Consider the following 18,540-nt stretch of genomic DNA (forward strand, 5'->3'; position numbering starts at 1 on the left):
ACTCCGGCCGTGAATCGTTCCACCACCCACATATGGGCGCTGAGCTGGTCTTTCAGGCACGCACTACAACCAGTCAGCCGGTCCGCAAGTTCCGGTGCGTCCGTTATCTGATATTGCGGTGGCCGTCACGGGGACAGGTGACATACTGCGTTGGGAGCGCTCCCGTGACCCTTCGATGAGCCCACGAGGACCGGTAGTGAACCATCCCGACCCCCTGCTCGACGCCCCGCGCCCCTGGGCCGCCCACATCTGGTGGATCGCCCTGGCCGTCGGCGCGGCCGGCTTCGCCTTCGTCTGGCTGGCCACCCCGCACGCCCGCGAGATCGACGCGGCCTGGCAGCTCGCCGCCAAGCTGCTCGCCTTCGCCTGCCTGTGCTGCGCGATCGCGTTCTTCCCCTGGGTGTCGCCGCGCCTGCACTGGCTGCTGTACGTGCCGTTCGTGTTCCTGACCGGCTACCTCATCCCGAGGATCAGCTGGTTCTACTACGGCGACGGCGCGCGGGCCCAGGGCGACAACTTCTACACGCACCTGTACCTGCTGCTCTACCCGGGGATCGTGCTGACGGTCGCCGCCGCGTACCGGATCGGGGGCGGCTCGCCGGGCCGGTGCCTGAAGATCATGGCCACCGGGGTGCTGATCGTGTTCTCCGGCTTCCTCGACGTGATGTGGCAGGTGGTCAACCCGGTCGAGCTCCCCGACCGGATCGACGCCCCGCACATCAACCTGTTCACCGGCGGGCCGATCCCGTTCTGGGGGGCGATCGTGTTCACGCTGGCGCACGTCCCGGTGATCGCCGGGATCAACCTGCTTCCGCTGGATCGCTGGATCGCACGCCTGACCGGGGCCGGCGCCGGCACGGACGCCACCCCGAGGAGGTGACCCCCTTGCCGAACAGGCCGGCCGTCGACGTCTCCGTGGCGGCACCCGCGTACAACGAGGCGGACAACATCGCGGCGGCGGTGACGGAATGGCGGGAGTACCTGGAGCGCCACCCGGGGGTGGGCGCGTGGGAGATCGTCGTGTGCGACGACGGCAGCTCCGACGCGACCGGGCAGATCCTGCGGGAGCTGCGGGAGGGCTGCCCGCAGCTCGTCGTCGTCACCTTCGGGCGCAATCGGGGGGCCGGGGCCGCCATCGCCGCGGCCGTGGCGCGCACCCGGCTGGACTGGGTGGTGCTGCTCGACTCCGACGGCCAGTTCCCGATCGCCAACCTCGACGCGTTCCTGGAACGCATCCGGGACGGCGGCGGGCCCGCCTTCTCGGGCGCGCGGGTCAGGAAGGCCGACAGCCTGCCGTACCGGTGGGGGTCGGCGGCCAGCGGCGCGGTCAGCAACCTGCTGCACCACACCCGCTACCGCGACTTCAACTCGATCTTCAAGGTGGTGCGCGGCCCGCTGTTCAGGGCGCTGCCGCTGGAGTCGGCGGGCATGAACTGCTCGACCGAGATCACCGCCCGCGTCGCCGAGCTGGGGCACGCGTGGGAGGAGCTGCCGATCGAGCACCGCGAGCGCGGCGGCGGCAGCCGGGGCTGGCGGTTCTGGCGCGGCGCGCGCGACCGGGCGTTGTTCGTCGGCTATCTCGGGCTGCGACGCTGGCTGCTGCGCCGGGGCGTGCTGCGGGCGCCGCTCGCGCCGTTCCCGCTGGGCCGCTCCTCGCTGGAGGAGGTGCGATGAGCCCGGTGTCGGTGGCCCTGTTCGGCGGCGGGCGCGGCGCGGCCGGCATCGCCCGCGCGCTGCTGCGCACCTCCGGGACGAGCCTGTCCCTGCTGGTGAACGGGTACGACAACGGGCTGTCCACGGGCGCGCTGCGCCGCTGGCTGCCGGGCATGCTGGGCCCGTCGGACTTCCGCAAGAACCTCCTGCTGCACCTCGACCCCGGCGACCCGCGCCACACGCTGCTGGAACGCCGGCTCCCTCCTGGCACCACCCTGGCCGCCCTGGACGCGCTGACCGACGACATCGCCGCGGCGGGCCTCGCGGGGGCGGCACGGGACCTGCGGGTGGTCGCCGAACGCCTGGCCGCCCGGCCCGGCGGGCTCGACCTGGCCGACTGCGCGCTGGGCAACCTCGTGTTCGCCGGGGCGTACCTGCGGCTGGGCGAGGACTTCAACGCGGCGGTAATGGCGTGCGCGCGCACGTTCGGCTCGCCGGTGCGGCTGCTGAACGTGACCGGCGGCGAGAACGCCTTCCTCGTCGCGCTCAAGCAGGACGGCCGGGTGCTGGCCGACGAGGCCGACATCGTCGCGCCGCAGGACGCCGGGGCCATCACCGGGCTGTTCCTGCTGCGCGAGCCGCTGACCGCCGCCGACCGCGCCGCGCTGGCGGGCCGTCCCGCCGAGCGGGTGCGCGAGCTGCTGGCCCGCCGGTCCGCGGACGTCACGCCCAACCCCGAGGCGCTGCGGGCCCTGGCCGAGGCCGACCTCGTCGTGTTCGGCCCCGGCACCCCCCACTCCTCGCTGCTGCCCAGCTACCTGACCCCGGGCCTGGCCGAGGCCGTGTCCGGGAGTCGGGCCGCGGCCCGGGTGTTCGTCGTGAACGTCGGCGGCGACCACGACGTCCAGGGGCTGACGGCCACCGACCTGGTGGATCGCACGCTGGCCTACCTGGGTGACCCGGGCAACGAGCGGGCCACGATCACGCATGTGCTGAGCGGCCGGGGCACGGCCGGGCCCGCCGTGCCGGCCTGCGTGCTGGACCGGGGCTCGTGGGCGGGGGCGCGCTGGATCAGCGCCGACCTGGAGGACCCGGCCAGGCCCGGCGCCCACCGCGGCCCGCGTACGGCCGAGGCGCTGCTCGCGGTGCTCGGCGAGGCGTCGCTGGCGCGGGCCGGGTGAGCCGGATGCTTCCCTGGACGGTCTGGCTGTGCGACCTCGACGGCACGCTGGTGGACTCCGCCCCCGCGCACGAGGCCGCCTTCCGCCACGCCCTGGCCGAGCACGCGCCCGCCGCGCTGGAGACCTTCCGCTACGCCGACCACGCGGGCGCGAGCACCGCCGCGGTGGCCGCCCGGCTGACCGGCGGCCCGGCGGCGGCCGCCCGGCTGGCGCGGCACAAGCAGCGGCTCTACCGCGCCTACGTCGAGGCGGGCCTGGTCCGGCCGTTCCCGGGCGCGCACCGCCTGCTGGACGCGCTGGGCGCGGCCGGCCGGGCGGCCTACCTGGTCACCGGCGGCAGCCGGGCCTCGGTGGAGCGGGTGCTGTCCGCGTGCCCACTGCCGGTGCGCGACGTGCTGACCGCCGACGACGTGCCGGTGAGCAAGCCCGACCCGGGGTTCTACCGTGCGGCCTGCCGCCGCTGGGGGGTGCGTCCGGCCGCGGCCGTCGCGCTGGAGGACTCCGCGCACGGCGTGGCCTCGGCCGTCGGCGCGGGCCTGGCGACGCTGCACGTGCACACCGCCGAGGCCGCGCCCGGCGCGGTCGCGGCGCCGGACCTGGATCACATCGTGTCCCTGCTGGAGAGGTGGTCGGCGAGGTGAGTGAACGGCGGCTGTGCGCGGTGATCCCGGCCGCGGGGCGCGGGACGCGGCTCGGCCACGACCTGCCGAAGATCATGATCGGCCTGGCCGACGGCGTCACCGTGTGGGACGTGCTGCACCGGCGGCTGCGCCCGCCGGCCGGGCACGTGCACGTCGTGGTGTCCCCGGCGGGCGCGGGCCCGTTCGGCGAGCTGGTGGCGGGGACGCCCGGGGTGTCGGTGAGCGTGCAGGAGCGGCCGACCGGGATGGGCGAGGCGATCTTCGGCGCGGCCGGCCACTGGGCCGGGTACGAGACGATCCTCGTGGTCTGGGGCGACCAGGCGAACCTGTCGGCGCGGACCGTGCGCCGGGTCGTCGCCGCCCATCCGGGCGAGGGGCTGACCCTGCCGCTGGTGCCGATGGACGACCCCTACGTGGAGTACGAGCTGGCCGGCGGGGAGCTCGTCCGGGTGCGGCAGTCGCGCGAGGGCGAGGAGTGCCGTCCGGGCGGGCTCAGCGACATCGGCGTGTTCTGCCTGGCCACCGCGGGCCTGCGGGAGGCGTGGGAGCGGTACGCGGCGGGCGCGGCGCGCGGCGCGGCCACCGGCGAGGTGAACTTCCTCCCGTTCCTGACGCATCTGTCGCGGGCCGAGGGCTGGCCGGTGACGGTCGTGCCGGTGGACGACCCGGCCGAGGCGCGCGGCGTCAACACGGCCGACGACCTGGAGTTCGCCCGGCGGGCGTACGCGCGGTGCTCGGGCTGAGAGGGCGCGCGGCGGGCCTCGTCCGGGGCCACCGGTGGGCGGCCGGGCCGACGCTGGTGAGCACGGCGGCCAGCGGCATCGCGGCGGCCACCACGCTGGTCGTCGCGCGCGGGGCGGGGGCGAGCGCGTTCGGGCACTTCACGGTGGTGCTGTCGATCGCGCTGATCGTCACCGTGGCCATGCTGACGAGCCTGCACTACGTCATGCTCCAGGAGCTGCCGAGGACCGCGCCGGGCGAGCGTCCGGCACTGGTCACCACGGCGCTGGCCGCGACGCTGGCGGTGAGCGCCGGGCTGGCCGCGCTGGGCCTGGCGGCCTCTCCCCTGCTGACGTCGGCGCTGAACGTGGACGTCCCGACGCTGGCCTACGGGCTGGCGCTGGCGGTGTCGATGACGGTCAACCAGCTCGCGGACGGCTTCCTGCGGGGGCTGGGCAGGTTCGCGCTGGTGGCCCGGCTCAAGCTGGCGGTCGCGGTCGCCTACCTGGGCGCGGCCTGCTTCTGCCTGCTGGTGCTGGGGATCAGGGACGCCGAGCCGTACCTGGTCGCGCTGATCGTGACGAACGCGGCGTTCGCGGTGGTGGCGACGGCGGGGGCGGGGGTGCGCCCGCGGGCGTTCTCGGCGCGGCTGGCCCGCTCGCTCTACCGGCACGGCGCGTACGTGACGGCCGTCGCCGCGCTGACCGGCCTGCTGTTCGGCGTGGACGTGATCTTCCTCAACCACTGGGCGGCCCCGGCCGACGTCGGCGTGTACTCGGTCTACAACGGCTTCCCCAAGCGGCTGCTCGGCGTGGTGTTCACCGACGGGGTGCTGCTGGTGCTGCTGCCCAGGATGGCCACCGCCGACAAACCGGTGCTGATGCGGCGGATCGCCCGGCTGGTCCCGGCCGTGGCGGGGGTGACGGCGGTCTTCTCCTTCGCCGCGAGCACGGTGTTCTTCCTGCTCATGGGCGGCGAGTACCCGTACTCGACGGGGCTGACGGCGCTGTCGGCGCTGGGCATCGGGGCGCACACGGCGTTCAACCTGTACTCGGTGGCGCTGTCCATGGACGGGGTGCGCGGCGCCCGCGTGCTGATCGGCTGCCTGCTCGCGGGCACGCCGGTGGCGCTGGCCGTGCCGGCCTGGTGTATCCGGTGGCACGGGCTGGCCGGGGGCCTGGCCGGGTTCGCGCTGGCCAACCTTCTCCTGCTGGCCGTCGTGGCCGTGTCGGCCGCGCGGGTCTACCTCAAGGACCTGTCATGAGAATCGCCTGCGTCGTCAACCAGTTCCCGCCCAACGTCACGGCGGGGCTCGGCCGGTACGTCGAGCTGATCACCCCGTACCTGGCCCGCGACCACGAGGTGACCGTCCACACCCTCAACGTCGGCGGCCTGCCCGTGGACGAGCGGGTGGACGGCGTCACCGTGCACCGGCCGCGCGTCCGGCTGCCCGGGACCCGCGGGCGGCGGCTCAACCGCACCCGCCGGGCCGAGTTCCTGCTGCTGACGGCGCAGGTCGTGGCCAGCAACTGGCGGTACGTGCGGCGGCTGCGCCGCGGCGGGCGTCCGGACCTGGTCGCCGTGCACGACTCGACGAACTTCCTGGCCGGCCTGCTCTGCCACTACCTGCTGCGCCTGCCGGTGGTCCTGCACGTGCACACCACCGAGTACGGCGTGGCCGCGCAGCGCACCATCCGCGACCCGCTGAACCTGTTCGCGGCGCTGGAACGCCGGCTGGCCCGGATCTCCCGGCGGGTGGTGGTGGCCACGCCGGAGGTACGCGCGCAGCTGCTCGCCGCCGGGTGGCGGCACACGCCGATCGACGTGGTGCCGCTCGGCGGGACGTACGAGCGGGTCGTCGCCGATCCGGCCTTCGACCGGGACGCGCTGCGGAGGGGCGCGGCGGCGCTGCGGGAGCGGCTGGGCCTGTCCGAGCGCGACCGGGTGCTGCTGTTCGTGGGCCGGATCGAACGCCAGAAGGGCGTCTACCAGCTCCTGGAGGCGATGCGCGCGGCGTCGGCCGCCGTCCCGGGGCTGCGGCTGCTGATCGTCGGGGAGGGCGACGAGGCCGGCGTCCGGCGCATCGTGGAGGCGACCGGGCTGCGGGGACGGGTGCTGACCTCGGGCCGCTTCGTCACGGGCCGCGAGTTGCTGGAGTACTACGAGCTGGCCGACGCGTGCGTGTTCCCCTCGTTGTTCGAGCCGTTCGGGCTGGTGGCGACCGAGGCGATGGCGCTGGGACGGGCGACCGTCCTGGGCGACGGCTTCTCCCGGATCTTCCTCGGGGACGAGCCCGGACGGCCCGCCGTGCGGTTCGTGCGGGCCGCGGAGGCGTCCGACATCGCCCGCGGGGTGATCGAGGTCATGTCGGACGAGGGGCTGCGGCGGTCGCTGGGCGAGCGCGGCGAGCGGTTCGTCCGGGAGGGCCTGAGCTGGGAACGGGCGGCGGCGGCGACGGCGGGGGTCTACCGGGCGGCTCTCAAGCCGCCCGCCTCCTGATCGTCAGGCCGGGCTGCCCCGCAGGACGCGCAGCGAGCCGACGGCGAGCCCGGTGACCAGCACCACGTGCACGGCCAGGTGCACGGCCATGAAGTAGGCGGTGAAGGCGGTGCCGCGCTGCCGGTGGACGAACCGCAGCAGCTCCGGGTCGGCCACCACGAACCACCCGACCAGCACGGCGGGCACCGCGAACAGCACCGGCGCGAACAGGCCGAGCGGCAGGCAGGCCAGCGCCAGCGCGCAGGCGAGGATGCCGGCGCGGCTGTTGGCGTTCTCCGGCTTGGCCGCGCCACGCCTGGCCGTGGCCAGCGCGAGCGGGATGAGCGGCAGCGCCCGCCGCCACTGCTCCGACAGCACGGGCAGGAACCGGTGGCCCTCGTCGTGCCGGCCGACCACGGTGTCGGTCAGCACGATCCGGGTGCGGACGGCCAGGCGGCTGCTGTACTCGACGTCCTCGCAGTCGCGCAGGCTCTCGTCGAGCCGTCCGGCCCCGGTCAGCACCTCGCGCCGGATGGCGGCCAGGGCGAACACGACGCTGTTGACCTCGCCGAGGTGCCGGCGCCGCCAGTGGACCTGGTGCAGCAGCCGGTACCACTCCACCGGGCCGTCGTCGATGAGCGGCTCGGTGTCGTAGACGCCGTGCACGCAGCCGACGCCCGGATCGGCCTCCAGGACGGCGACGGCGTTGGCGACCGCGTCGGGCCGCAGCGCCACGTCGCTGTCCAGGAAGAAGATCACGTCGCCGGTCGTGTGCTCGACGCCGGCGTTCCTGGCCGCCGACACGCCGCGGTTCCGCGGCAGGCGGACGACCCGGCAGCCCAGCTCCTCGGCGATGGCCGCCGAGCTGTCGGAGCCGGCGTCGTCCACGACCACGATCTCGTCGGGCAGCCGGGTCTGGGCCAGCACCGACTCCAGGCACAGGCGCAGGGTCCTGGCCGCGTTGTAGCACGGCACGATCAGCGAAATCCTCGTCACGAGCGTTGCCCTTCGGCGAGTTCCCCGGCCGCGCGGCGGCCCTCCTCCATGATCTCGCAGAGACCCCGTCGTCAGCCAGTCAGGATGCCGCCGAGCACGTCGTCCAGGGTGACCACGCCGAGCACCTGGCCGGAGTCGTCGGCGACGGCGGCGAGCTGGGCGCGCCGGGCGCGCATGACGGCCAGCACCTGGGCCAGGGTGGCGGTGGCGGGCACCTGCGGCAGGGCGCGCAGGGGCAGCGGCTCGCGGGCCCCGTGGCCGTTCAGGGCGTCCAGGACGTGCAGGTAGCCGCGCAGCTCGGCGGGGTCGTCGCCGTGCACGGGGAAGCGGGAGTGGCCGTGGCGGCCGGCGTACCGTTGCAGGCCGGCGCTGTCGATGGTCTCCGGCACGCTGACGACCTCGCTCATCGGCACCATCACCGAGCCGACCGGGCGGGCGTGCAGGGCGAGGGTGGCGATCAGGCGGTCGCGTTCGTCCTGGCGGAGCAGGCGGTGGCGGCGCGACTCCTCGATGAGCACGGGCAGCTCGCCGGAGGTGTAGACCGTACGGACCTCCTCGGCGGACGGGACGCGCAGCAGCCGCAGCACCACCCCCGCCATGGCCTTGACCAGCGTCAGCACCGGCCGCGTCGCCCTGGCCAGCACGAACAGCGGCGGCACCAGCCACAGCGCGGCCACGTCGGGCGCCGACAGCGCCAGGTTCTTCGGCACCATCTCGCCGATGATCACGTGCGCGGCGACCACCAGCAGCAGCGCCAGCGCGAAGGCGACCGGATGGGCCAGGCGCTCGGGCAGCCCCAGGGCGGCCAGCGGCGGCCGTACGGCCTCGGCCACCACCGGCTCCCCCACCGCGCCGAGCACGAGCGAGGCCAGCGTCACGCCGAGCTGCGCCGCCGCCAGCATGGTGGGGACGGCGTTCATGGCGGCGAGCACGGCCTGCGCCCGCCGCGAGCCCTCGCGCGCCCGCGGCTCGATCAGGGTGCGGCGGGCGGAGATGAGCGCGAACTCCGCGCCCACGAAGAAGCCGTTGACGGCCAGCAGCACCACGATGACCAGCCCTTGGGCGAGGCTCACGGCCGCTCCCCCGCCTGGCGCGGCGCGGTCAGCGTGACCTGCTCGATCCGGCGGCCCCGCATGGCCTCCACCCGCAGGACCCAGTCGCGCACCGCCACCTCGTCCCCCGGGTCGGGGATGCGGCCGAGCGCGGCCATCACCAGCCCGGCGAGCGTCTCGTACGGGCCCGGCGGCATGCGGAAGCCGGTGCGTTCCTCGACCTCGTCGGCGCGCAGCAGCGCGGGCAGGCCCACCGAGGCGCCCGGCGGGAGCAGCACCGGCGAGGGCTCGTCGGACTGCTCCTCGGGCAGGTCGTACTCGTCGGCGATGTCGCCGATCAGCTCCTCGGCCAGGTCCTCGACGGTGACGACGCCGGCCAGGCCGCCGTACTCGTCGATCACGACGGCCATCTCGGCGCGGGCCGTGGCCAGGCGCTCCTGCACGACCTCCAGCCGCAGCGTCTCGGGCACCTGGAGGGCGGGCCTGGCGATCGCGGCCACCTGGGTGGTGTCGCGTTCGGACGGCGACACCGCGCAGGCGCCGGGGACGCTGGCGATGCCGAGGATGTCGTCGCGTTCCGCGCCGCAGACGGGGATGCGCAGGTGGCGGCGGCTCCTGGCCAGCTTGAGGAACTCGGTGACGCTGGTGGTGCCCGGCACGGTCACGCAGTCCGTACGCGGTGTCATGGCCTCACCGGCGGTCTTGCCGCCGAAGCGCAGGGCCCGCTGGAGCATGGCGGCGGTGCCGGGCTGGAGCACGCCGGCCTCGGCGGACAGGCGTACCAGCAGGCCCAGTTCCTCGGGCGAGCGGGCGGAGGCCAGCTCCTCCTGCGGCTCGGCGCCGAGCCGGCGGACGATCGCGTCGGCCACCGCGTTGCACAGCCGGATCAGCGGCCCGCACGCCGCCGAGAACGCCCGCTGCGGCGGCGTCGCCAGCCGGGCCACCGCGAGCGGCCTGGACAGGGCGGCGTTCTTGGGCACCAGCTCGCCCAGCACCATCTGCGCCACCGTGGACAGCGCGATCGCCAGCACGACCGGCACGACCGGGACGCCGCCGAGCAGCGGGTCGAGCAGGTCGGCGATGGCGGGCTCGGCCACGACGCCGAGCAGCAGGGAGGTGACGGTGATGCCGAGCTGGGCGCCCGACAGGTGGAACGACAGCCGTCGCAACGCGGCCTCGACGCCCTGGGCGCCCCGGTCGCCGTCCTCGGCGAGCTGGCGGACCTGGCCGCGTTCGACGGTGACGAGGGAGAACTCGGCCGCGACGAAGACGCCGTTGGCCAGGATCAGGGCGAGGGCCGCGAGCAGGTAGACGGCGTCGAGGAGCACGTCAGCCCGGGCCCTCGGGTAACGCCGCGGGCGGCCGGTCGTACTCAGACTCCACGGGCGAAAGCTAGCATCCGCCTCGGGCGCGCGGAAGTCATGACGAACCGCCGTTGATCAGACGTTGCCCAGCACGCGCGTCACCTGGATCTCCAGCACCACCCTGGACGGGTTGGGCCGGGGCGGCTTGTAGCGGGCGGCGTAACGGCGTTCGGCGTCGGCGACCTGCTCGGGCGCCGTGCGCACGACGGCCCGCCCTTCCAGCGTGGACCAGCGGCGGCCGTCGACCTGGCACAGCGACACCGGCGCGCCGTCCGTGCCGATCAGCCGGGCCTTGTGGGAGGACCCGGAGGTGATCACGCGGGCGGTCGCGGTGTCCAGGTCGAGCGTCACGCCCACGGGCACCACGTGCGGTGGGCCTCCGTCGCGGGCGGTGGCGAGCGTGCACAGGTGCCGCTCCCGCCAGAACGCGGCGAACGCCTCGCCCAGCTCGGCCAGGTCCACGATCCTCCTCAGGGACTCCTCGGGGTTCCGGGCGAGCGACATCGTACAGCGCCCGAGGAAGGGGACCGGTGAAGGGGCCCGAGCGTCAGGAGGGCGGGCCCTGGCGGGCGTGGGAGGTGTAGATCCCGACCTCGTCGGGGCGGATCAGGCCGTCCTGGATGGCGCAGATGAGCAGTTTCTCCTTCGTCGGCGCGGGCCGGCCGGCCGCCGCGTACTTGACCCTGGCCCGGTCGATGTACTGGCGCACGGTGCGTTCCTTGATGCCCATGCGGGCCGCGACCGACGCCTTCGACATCGACTGGAACCAGAACAGCAGCGCCGCCCGCTCCTTGTCCGAGAGCTGGGGGCGGTGCGGGCCCTCGTCCGTGGCGATGGCCTGGGCCATGGGCAACGTCACGGACGGCCGGTCGGCGGCCACCTCCATGATCGTCTCCAGGCAGGACTCCCGGGTGGCGCGTCCCTTGCCGATGAACGCCGACGCGCCCGCGTCCAGCACCGCGCGGACGATCTCGGGCTCCTCGTGCTCGGAGAAGACGATCACGCGCTGGCCGTCCGCGCACAGCCCGCCCACCCGGTCGGCGACCATCGTGCCGTTGAGGTTGAGGTCGAGCAGCAGCACGTCGGCGGGCACTCCGCGGACCGACTCGATCGTGGGCCCCTGGGCGACCAGCTCCACGCCGCTGCCCGGCCCGAACCAGGAGCGCACGCCGTCCACCACGACCTGGTGGTCCTCGACCAGGGCGACCGTCACGGGCGCTGCCAGATGCTGTTGACCCATACCTCCCCTCCCTGGCGCTGGTAGGTGACCACGACCCCGCTGGGCTCGCGCACCGGGGTGGGGCTGACCGGCAGGTCGTCGTTGTCGGCGACGACGGCCACGCTCACCATGGCCGACATCGCCGACACGGTGACCCTGGCCCGCGAGCGGGCGCCGTCCAGCGCCAGGACGGGCGCCCTGAGCAGATCCTCCCGCACGCCCTCGGGCAGCGCGGGCAGATTCTCGCCGAACGGCGGCGCGGTCACCAGCACCTGGCGCCGCTCGGCCGCGTCGATGTGCTCGCGCAGGGCGGCCACCAGCGCGTCGGGCACGTCCTCGCGTTCGGTGATCAGGCGGCGCAGCCGCATGGCGCCGGCCGTGCAGTCTTCGCGGACCCGGGGGTCGCCGGGGTCGGCGCCGTCGGCGAGCCGCTGGAGCAGCGACTCGGCCACGTCCCTGATGGCGGCGTACCTGCGGATGCGGTCGGCGTGGATGCTTCTGGCCGACTCCCGCCAGGCGTCGTCGGCGGCGAGCCTGCGGGCCAGCAGCACGGCGTCCTCGGCGCGGGCGCGCAGCAGGGCGCAGCCGGCGGTGTAGCCGAGCTGCATGGTGACGCCGCCGACGATGACCACCAGGTACTTGGCGACCGAGACCCGGTCGAGCGTTCCGGCCACGGCCATCGCGGCCAGCATGACGGCGGCGTTGACGGCGAGGAACGCGCCCAGCTCCGCCCGCCAGCGCGGCCGGTTCCAGGCCAGCATGACGCCCAGCCAGCCGACCGACCCCCATCCCCAGTCGCTGATGCCGAGCAGGTCCTGCGGGCGGCAGGCCACAATCACCGCGACGTCGGCGGCCAGCGCCGCGACGGCCAGGCCGAGGATGCGGTCCGGGCCGCGCGAGGTGCGCGCGAGCGACAGCCCCGCGATCACGCCGACCACCGTGTAGACGGCCCAGGCGGCCCCGGCGAGCGGCGGCCAGCGGAAGGAGCTCCAGCCGGTGACGGTGACGGTGAGGTCGTAGCCGGTGTGCCAGAACCCGGCGATGACGGCCGCGCCGAGCGCGGTGTAGCGGGCGTAGCGCTGGGCGACCTGCTCGATGTCGTCGGTCACGGCCGCCACCACATGCTCACCCGCGTGCCGGTGTCGCCGGAGGAGATCCGGGCGCCGCCGCCGCGCAGCGCGTTCATCGTGTCGAGGATCGAGCCGCGCACGCCGAACCGGTCGGGCGGCAGGCGGTCCTGGTCGAACCCGTGGCCCGCGTCGGCCACCTCCACCCGGACCTCGCCGTCGTGCCCGCTGGAGACCAGGACGGCCTCGGCCACGCCGGCGTGCCGCGCGACGTTGGCCAGGGCCTCGGTGACGGCGCGGGCGAAGTGCTCGGCGACGTCGCCGGGGACGGTCTGCGGGGTCAGCCGGCGGCGTACGTCCAGGCCGGGCACGCGGCCGGCCACCTCGTCGAGCAGGCTGTCCAGGGCGATGGGGGCGGCCTCGGGGCGCGGCCGGTCGCGCAGCCTCTCCAGGGCGGCGAGGTCGGTGCGCACCTGGGCGCGCAGGGTGGACGAGGGCTCGTCGTAGATGCCGAGGCCGACCATGGTCAGGGTGTGCAGGGCGGTCTCGTGGATGCTGGCGACCTGGCGCAGCTCGTCCTCGCGGCGCAGGCGTTCGACCATGAGGGCGATCTCGGCCCGCGCGCTCCCGCGCAGGAACGCGTCGGCGGAGGCGGCCGAGCGGCGCAGCAGCGTCATCAGCATCACGATCGCCAGGAGCTGGACGAGGTGGATGCCCAGCGTGCCGGCCACGTCCTGGGACGGCGCCGCGAGCCGCACCCCGGCCAGGTACGCCCCCGCCACGGCCAGCCCGGCGGGCACGGCGACCCGGGGCCGCCAGGTGACCCCGGTGACGATGATCGTCATGGTGACCATCCCCGCGATCCAGCTCGACCCGGCGTCGAACGCCTGGACGGGCACGAGGTGCCCTTGGGCCAGGCAGGCCGCCACGGTGGTCGCCGCGTCCCCGGCCACCAGCCAGTGCGGCAGCGGCTCCTCGCGGCGCAACCGGCGCAGGTACAGCCCGGTCCACACCAGGCCGGCCGCCAGGACGGGAGCCAGCCACGCGGCCGAGACCGGCGGGACCGCGCCGAGCGCGGCCGAGACCACCGACACCAGGCCGACGGCGCCGCGCGCGCCCGCGGCGGTACGCGCGACGGCCTTGTCCAGTTGCCGGGTCGCGGAGTCGTATCTCGTGTCGAGCCTCTTGAGCGGCCACTTGGGGAGCCACTTGAGCAGACTCGTGGAACCGGGGTGAGCCATGTGCGATCCGCCCGCGAAGAGAGCACAGGACGGATCTCACAATATCGACTTTGAACAGGCTTGTTCCCGTTATGACGGTCAGCTGTTTCCATGGCTCTTCCTCGGGGGCCGGCGGCTCTCCGGGCACGTTCGCCGCCCGCCTCACTGTGGGCCGCGCGGCCTGCGGCGGACATGACGGCTGATCGGCCGTCGTGCCGCCACGACGGCCGATCAGCCGTCAGTCACATCCGCCGCACAAGGGATGTACTGGACAGGTGTCGTCGCGCGCGACCGGAGGGACGATCATGACTGTTTTCTCGATCTCGATTCTGCTCGGCTGCCTCTCCGTGATGGCGGTACGCGGTCGTCGCGGGGGCTGGCCGCCCGGCATGCCCGCGGCGCGGCCCCGCCTGGTGACCGCGGGCGGCACGTACGACGGCTCGCACGGCCACCCCTCCGACGCCTACGTCGTCCAGGAGCGGCTGATCGCGCTGGCCGACGGCCAGGGCGGCACGGAGGTCGCGCACACGGCGGCGGCCCTGGCCCTGGGCGCCGTGGTCGCCGCCCGCCCGCAGCACACCGTCCGGCGGGACGAGGACATGGACGAGTGCGCCCAGGCCGCCCACCGGGCCGTTCGGCGGGCGGCGGTGCGCACGCCGTCCAGGCCGGCGCTGGTCACGACGATGGACCTGCTGGTGCTCGTCCCCGGCGAGACGCCGTGCCTGCGCTTCGCCCACGTCGGCAACGGCGCGATCTGGCACTGCGCCAAGGGCGGCAAGCCGCGCCGGCTCACCACGTCGCACTCCTTCGACGACGGCCCGCTGCTGCGCGGGATCGGCCTGGCCTCCACGCTGAACCCCGAGCTCGGCACCGTGCCGCTGCGGCCGGGAGACCGCGTGGCCGTCGTCACCGACGGCGTGCTCAAGGCGCTGGGCGAGCACCGCCTGACCGAATTGCTGGCCGTCGGCCCGTCCCCCGCCGCGTGCCTGGACCGGCTGTACGACGAGGTGGCCGCCGCGGCCCCGAAGGACGACGCCACGATCGTCGTCGCGGACTTCGTCACCGCCTGACCTCCGGCCGTCCCTGGAACGTGCCACCCGGCACAAAGGCGGGGGCCGGGTGGCACGGAGGTCAGGCCAGGCGCTGGTAGAGGCCGTACACGAACAGGGCGCGGCGGGGCGTCCCCGCGCAGGCGAAGTCGACCGCCCAGTGGTGGGGGGCCGACCCCTCGCCCTGGGCGCTCACCGGGAAGCTCGCGCCGACGTCGGCCACGACGCACTCCCACGGGGTCAGGTCCGCGAACGACAGCCGCCGGTCGCCGCCGGGCCGCACGAACCACAGGTTCCACACCTCGCCGCCGGGCCCGGTCAGCGCCTCGAACTCCAGCTCCGGCCAGGACGGCAGCCGCCAGCGGGTCACGTCGCAGGTCAGGCTGCCGAACGGGGTCGTGCCGGCGTACGCGGGCGGGCCGAGGGCCATCCGCAGCGCGGCCCGGCCCTTGGGCGCGGTCGCGGAGTGGGCCAGCCGGGTCCAGTGGGTGTGGGCGGCGCGCAGCTCGGCGCGGGAGGCGTCCAGGTCGGCCAGCGCCTGTTCCACGCGCTGCGGGTTGAGGTCGCGCATGCGGTGCATCAGGGCCAGCTCGAACTGGCGTACGCCGAATCGCATGGCCCCCAGCCTGCCAGGTGGCGGCACCTGCGTATGCTCCCCGTCATGAACAAACGGGGGCAAATCACCCTCCGCGAGCTGCTCGCCTTCGACGAGGGCGGCGTGCTGCGGCTGCTGCTCGCGCCCTCGGGCCAGGACGTCCACGTGTCCGGAATGATCATCGGCGACGAGGGGCCCGCCCGCTCGTACGCGGGCCGGATCGTGCTGGCCGCCGGGCTGTTCCACTCCACCGGCGCGGCCACGGCCTCCATCCGCGAGGCGGCGCGGCGCGGCGCCGCGGCGGTGGTCGTGCGCGCCGGCGAGGACCTGGCCGACGACGCGCTCGCCGCGGCCGAGCAGGTCGGCATCGCCCTGCTGGCCCGCGCCGAGTGGGCCGACTGGGACGACGTGGCGACCCTGCTGCGCTCGGCCGCCGCCTACGGCGAGGCGGGACGCGGCGACCGCATGGCCGAGGCCACGGCGGGCGGCGGGCTGGCCGCGCTGGCGTCGGTGGTCGCCGAGTTCACCGGCGGCTCGATCACCATCGAGGACACCCAGTTCCGCGTGCTGGCGCACTCGGCCACCGGGCCGGAGGCCGACGAACTGCGCCGCTCCACCATCCTGGGCGGCCGGGTGCCCGACTGGCGGGTGGACGAGCTGCGGCGCAGCGGCCTGCTGCGCACCTTGTGGTCCTCCGGCGAGGTGATCCACCGGCCCGCCGACGGCGGCACCCCCGAGCGGCTGATCATCGCCATCCGGAGCGGCCGGGAGATGCTGGGCTCGATCTGGGCCGCCGCCGACGGCCGCAGCCTGTCGCCCAACGCGGCCAGCGCGCTGAGCCGGGCAGCGGAGGTGGCGGTGCCGTACCTGGTGCAGCACCGGCTGCGGGAGAGCGGCGCGCGGCTGCGCGAGGAGCACGCGCTGCGCGGCCTGCTGACCGGCGAGGGCGACATGAGCACCCACGCCTGGACCCTCGGCCTGCCGCCCGACCAGCGCTGCGCCGTCGTGATCGCCGAGGCCGGCCCCGACGGCGAGGGCGCGGCGGCCCGGGGGTCGGCCGGTGAGCGGGTGATGGAAGTGCTCGCGCTGCACGCCGCCTCCTACCGCCCGGGAGTGCGGGTCCTGCGGGAGACCGGGCGGGTGCTGGCGCTGGTGCCGGTGCGCGGCGGCGACGAGCGGGACGTGCCCGGACTGGCCCGCGAGCTGGACGGGCTGGCCGCCTCGACGCCGGGCGCCGCCCCGGTGTGGGCGGGGGCGGGCTCGGTGGCCGCCTCGCCGCTGGTCGCTTCGGGCTCGCGGGAGGAGGCCGACCTGGTCGTCCGGGTCCTGCGCGCCCGCGCCGCCGGCCCGCGCCACGCCCTGGCCGCCGACCTCGGCCCCGCCCTGGACGTGCTGCGCGTGCTGGACGCCGTCCGCCCGGTGTGGGAGCGCGGCAGCGGCCCGGTGTACGACCTGGTGCGCACCGACCTGGCCGCGGGCGGCGAGCTGGTCCGCTCGATCGCCGCCTACCTCGACGCCGCCGGGGACGTCGGCCGGGCCGCCCGCCGGCTGGTCCTGCACCCGAACACCCTGCGCTACCGGCTGCGCCGCGTCCGCGAGCGCTTCGGCGTCGACCTCGACGATCCCGACACCCGCCTCCTGCTGACCCTCGCCGTCCGCCTGGCGGGCTGACCTGGGGCTCCGGCTTTTCCTTGGCCGGACGGACAAAGCCGGAGGCGGGCTTTGGCCCACCGGATGAAGACTCAGCCTGCGGTCATGCCCGAATCTCGTCTGGCCCCCCTCCGAAACTCCCTCTTTCCCGATGCACCCAGGAGCCTTGGACGTGATCCAGAGCAGTGCCACGCTCGCGCCCGCCCCTGCCCGCGGCACCACCGCCGAACGCGCCGCCCACGTGCTGCGCCACGCCGTGCGCGCCGGCGCGCTCGGCCCCGGCGAGCCCGTCGCCGGGTTCCTCGACACCGCCGGCGTGCGGGACTCGGTCAGGGCCCTGCACGAGGCGTTCGGCGAGGTTCCGGACGTGCTGCACACCTTCGCCGCCAAGGCCGCGTCGCTGATCCCCGTCCTGCGGCTGCTGGCCGCGTCGGGCATGGGGTGCGAGGTCGCCAGCCCCGGCGAGCTGCGGATCGCGCTGGACGCCGGGTTCGCGCCGGGCACGATCGTCTTCGACTCCCCCGCCAAGACCCGCGAGGAGCTGCGCCAGGCCCTCTCGCTGGGCGTCGCGGTCAACGCCGACAGCCTCGACGAGCTGCGCCGCATCGACGAGCTGCGCGCGCCGGACTCCTCCTCGGTGCTGGGCCTTCGGGTGAACCCGCAGGTCGGCACCGGGACGATCGGCGCGATGAGCACCGCGACCGCCACCTCCAAGTTCGGCGTCGCGCTGCGCGACCCCGGGGCGCGCGAGGCCGTCGTCCGCGCCTTCGCCGAACGGCCCTGGCTGACCCGCCTGCACGCGCACGTCGGCTCCCAGGGGTGCCCGCTGGAGCTGATCGCGGCGGGCATCGCCGAGACGTACCGGCTGGCCGAGGAGATCAACGCGACGATCGGCGCGCGGCAGATCACCAGCATCGACATCGGCGGCGGCCTTCCGGTGAACTTCGACGACGACGAGGTGACCCCCACCTACGCCGACTACGTCGCCACGCTGCGCGCGGCCGTCCCCGGGCTGTTCGACGGCCGGTACGCGCTGGTCACCGAGTTCGGCCGGTCGCTGCTGGCCAAGAACGGCTTCGTCGCGGCGCTGGTGGAGTACACCAAGGACGCGGGCGCGCGGCGGGTGGCGATCACCCACGCGGGCGCGCAGGTGGCCACCCGCACGGTGCTCATGCCGGACGCCTGGCCGCTGCGGGTCGGCGCGTACGGCCCGGCGGGCGACCCCAAGGACGGCCCCCTGCTCGCCCAGGACGTCGCGGGCCCGTGCTGCTTCGCCGGCGACGTGGTCGCGCACGCCAGGGAGCTGCCGGAGCTGGCCGAGGGCGACATCGTCGTGCTGTACGACACCGGCGCCTACTACTTCTCCACCCCGTGGGCCTACAACAGCCTGCCCTATCCGGCCGTGCACGGCTTCACCGTCACGGCGGACGGCGACGTGCGGCTGAGCGAGGTCCGCCCGGCGCAGACCCTGGACGAGATCGCGGCCTCCAGCGGGCTCGCGCAGGCCGACGCGCTCACCGGCCTCCTGGCGGCCATCGGCTGACGCCTCGCGTCCCGAATGCGGCGGTATGCCCCGGTTTGAGGGGATTGTTTTCGCGGGTGAGGGTATGTCTACCGGCGAGTATGGAGTTCTCGCTCCATTTCGGGGGAACCTT

18 protein-coding genes are annotated in these 18,540 nt (G+C 75.0%); 10 read left to right on the forward strand and 8 right to left on the reverse strand.

Going from position 1 to position 18,540, the window contains the following annotated elements; genetic code table 11:
- Positions 1-196 precede the first annotated feature (196 nt).
- From ACIA8R_RS20265 to ACIA8R_RS20295, 7 genes are read left to right on the forward strand one after another with little or no spacing between them, the layout of a single operon-like run.
- The gene (locus ACIA8R_RS20265) at positions 197-880 is read left to right on the forward strand and encodes a hypothetical protein (RefSeq protein WP_397039704.1); all 684 of its coding nucleotides are present in this window, start codon (positions 197-199) and stop codon (positions 878-880) included.
- Positions 881-885: 5 nt separating this feature from the next.
- Positions 886-1,674 carry a glycosyltransferase family 2 protein gene (locus ACIA8R_RS20270; protein WP_357705450.1) on the forward strand — a complete coding sequence of 263 codons (789 nt, stop codon included), beginning with the start codon at positions 886-888 and terminating at the stop codon, positions 1,672-1,674.
- Positions 1,671-2,834, forward strand: coding sequence for a 2-phospho-L-lactate transferase CofD family protein (locus tag ACIA8R_RS20275; RefSeq protein ID WP_397039705.1), 1,164 nt, complete (start codon positions 1,671-1,673; stop codon positions 2,832-2,834). The genes ACIA8R_RS20270 and ACIA8R_RS20275 overlap by 4 nt, the downstream gene beginning before the upstream one ends.
- A 5-nt stretch (positions 2,835-2,839) precedes the next feature.
- Positions 2,840-3,475 carry an HAD family hydrolase gene (locus ACIA8R_RS20280; protein WP_397039707.1) on the forward strand — a complete coding sequence of 212 codons (636 nt, stop codon included), beginning with the start codon at positions 2,840-2,842 and terminating at the stop codon, positions 3,473-3,475.
- Positions 3,472-4,218 carry an NTP transferase domain-containing protein gene (locus tag ACIA8R_RS20285; protein ID WP_397039708.1) on the forward strand — a complete coding sequence of 249 codons (747 nt, stop codon included), beginning with the start codon at positions 3,472-3,474 and terminating at the stop codon, positions 4,216-4,218. The genes ACIA8R_RS20280 and ACIA8R_RS20285 overlap by 4 nt, the downstream gene beginning before the upstream one ends.
- Positions 4,206-5,459 (forward strand): lipopolysaccharide biosynthesis protein, encoded by a 1,254-nt coding sequence (locus ACIA8R_RS20290; protein WP_397039710.1) that lies wholly within the window; start codon positions 4,206-4,208, stop codon positions 5,457-5,459. The genes ACIA8R_RS20285 and ACIA8R_RS20290 overlap by 13 nt, the downstream gene beginning before the upstream one ends.
- The gene (locus tag ACIA8R_RS20295) at positions 5,456-6,694 is read left to right on the forward strand and encodes a glycosyltransferase family 4 protein (protein WP_397039711.1); all 1,239 of its coding nucleotides are present in this window, start codon (positions 5,456-5,458) and stop codon (positions 6,692-6,694) included. The genes ACIA8R_RS20290 and ACIA8R_RS20295 overlap by 4 nt, the downstream gene beginning before the upstream one ends.
- A gap of 3 nt (positions 6,695-6,697) precedes the next feature.
- On the opposite strand, the gene ACIA8R_RS20300 is transcribed toward ACIA8R_RS20295, so the two are convergent.
- From ACIA8R_RS20300 to ACIA8R_RS20330, 7 genes are all read right to left on the reverse strand, one after another.
- On the reverse strand, positions 6,698-7,669 hold the full coding sequence (locus ACIA8R_RS20300; protein WP_397039713.1) for a glycosyltransferase family 2 protein: 972 nt from the start codon (positions 7,667-7,669) through the stop codon (positions 6,698-6,700).
- Between the two features lie 71 nt (positions 7,670-7,740).
- Entirely contained in the window at positions 7,741-8,742 is a 1,002-nt protein-coding gene (locus tag ACIA8R_RS20305; protein ID WP_397039714.1) for a hemolysin family protein, read from the reverse strand.
- On the reverse strand, positions 8,739-10,049 hold the full coding sequence (locus ACIA8R_RS20310; protein ID WP_397039716.1) for a hemolysin family protein: 1,311 nt from the start codon (positions 10,047-10,049) through the stop codon (positions 8,739-8,741). The genes ACIA8R_RS20305 and ACIA8R_RS20310 overlap by 4 nt, the downstream gene beginning before the upstream one ends.
- A gap of 111 nt (positions 10,050-10,160) precedes the next feature.
- The gene (locus ACIA8R_RS20315) at positions 10,161-10,589 is read right to left on the reverse strand and encodes a pyridoxamine 5'-phosphate oxidase family protein (protein WP_364098042.1); all 429 of its coding nucleotides are present in this window, start codon (positions 10,587-10,589) and stop codon (positions 10,161-10,163) included.
- Between the two features lie 43 nt (positions 10,590-10,632).
- Positions 10,633-11,325: a sigma factor-like helix-turn-helix DNA-binding protein gene (locus tag ACIA8R_RS20320; protein ID WP_357705460.1), complete on the reverse strand. Its 693-nt coding sequence runs from the start codon at positions 11,323-11,325 to the stop codon at positions 10,633-10,635.
- Positions 11,295-12,413, reverse strand: a complete 1,119-nt coding sequence (locus ACIA8R_RS20325) for a hypothetical protein (RefSeq protein WP_397039718.1) — start codon at positions 12,411-12,413, stop codon at positions 11,295-11,297. Before ACIA8R_RS20325 ends, ACIA8R_RS20320 begins: the two co-directional genes overlap by 31 nt.
- Entirely contained in the window at positions 12,410-13,612 is a 1,203-nt protein-coding gene (locus ACIA8R_RS20330) for a sensor histidine kinase (RefSeq protein WP_397039719.1), read from the reverse strand. The genes ACIA8R_RS20325 and ACIA8R_RS20330 overlap by 4 nt, the downstream gene beginning before the upstream one ends.
- A 284-nt stretch (positions 13,613-13,896) precedes the next feature.
- Between ACIA8R_RS20330 and ACIA8R_RS20335 the strand changes: the two genes are divergently transcribed.
- The gene (locus ACIA8R_RS20335) at positions 13,897-14,661 is read left to right on the forward strand and encodes a SpoIIE family protein phosphatase (protein ID WP_364098051.1); all 765 of its coding nucleotides are present in this window, start codon (positions 13,897-13,899) and stop codon (positions 14,659-14,661) included.
- Positions 14,662-14,722: 61 nt separating this feature from the next.
- On the opposite strand, the gene ACIA8R_RS20340 is transcribed toward ACIA8R_RS20335, so the two are convergent.
- Positions 14,723-15,256 carry a hypothetical protein gene (locus ACIA8R_RS20340; RefSeq protein WP_397039721.1) on the reverse strand — a complete coding sequence of 178 codons (534 nt, stop codon included), beginning with the start codon at positions 15,254-15,256 and terminating at the stop codon, positions 14,723-14,725.
- A gap of 45 nt (positions 15,257-15,301) precedes the next feature.
- Here ACIA8R_RS20340 and ACIA8R_RS20345 point away from each other — a divergent pair, with 45 nt between their 5' ends.
- Complete coding sequence (locus ACIA8R_RS20345) at positions 15,302-16,906, forward strand: PucR family transcriptional regulator (protein WP_397039723.1); 1,605 nt, start codon at positions 15,302-15,304, stop codon at positions 16,904-16,906.
- Positions 16,907-17,057: 151 nt separating this feature from the next.
- Positions 17,058-18,428 (forward strand): diaminopimelate decarboxylase, encoded by a 1,371-nt coding sequence (locus tag ACIA8R_RS20350; RefSeq protein WP_397039724.1) that lies wholly within the window; start codon positions 17,058-17,060, stop codon positions 18,426-18,428.
- The last annotated feature ends 112 nt before the right edge of the window (positions 18,429-18,540 follow it).

The sequence above is a fragment of the Nonomuraea sp. NPDC051191 genome, from assembly GCF_044455665.1.
Lineage (GTDB): Bacteria > Actinomycetota > Actinomycetes > Streptosporangiales > Streptosporangiaceae > Nonomuraea.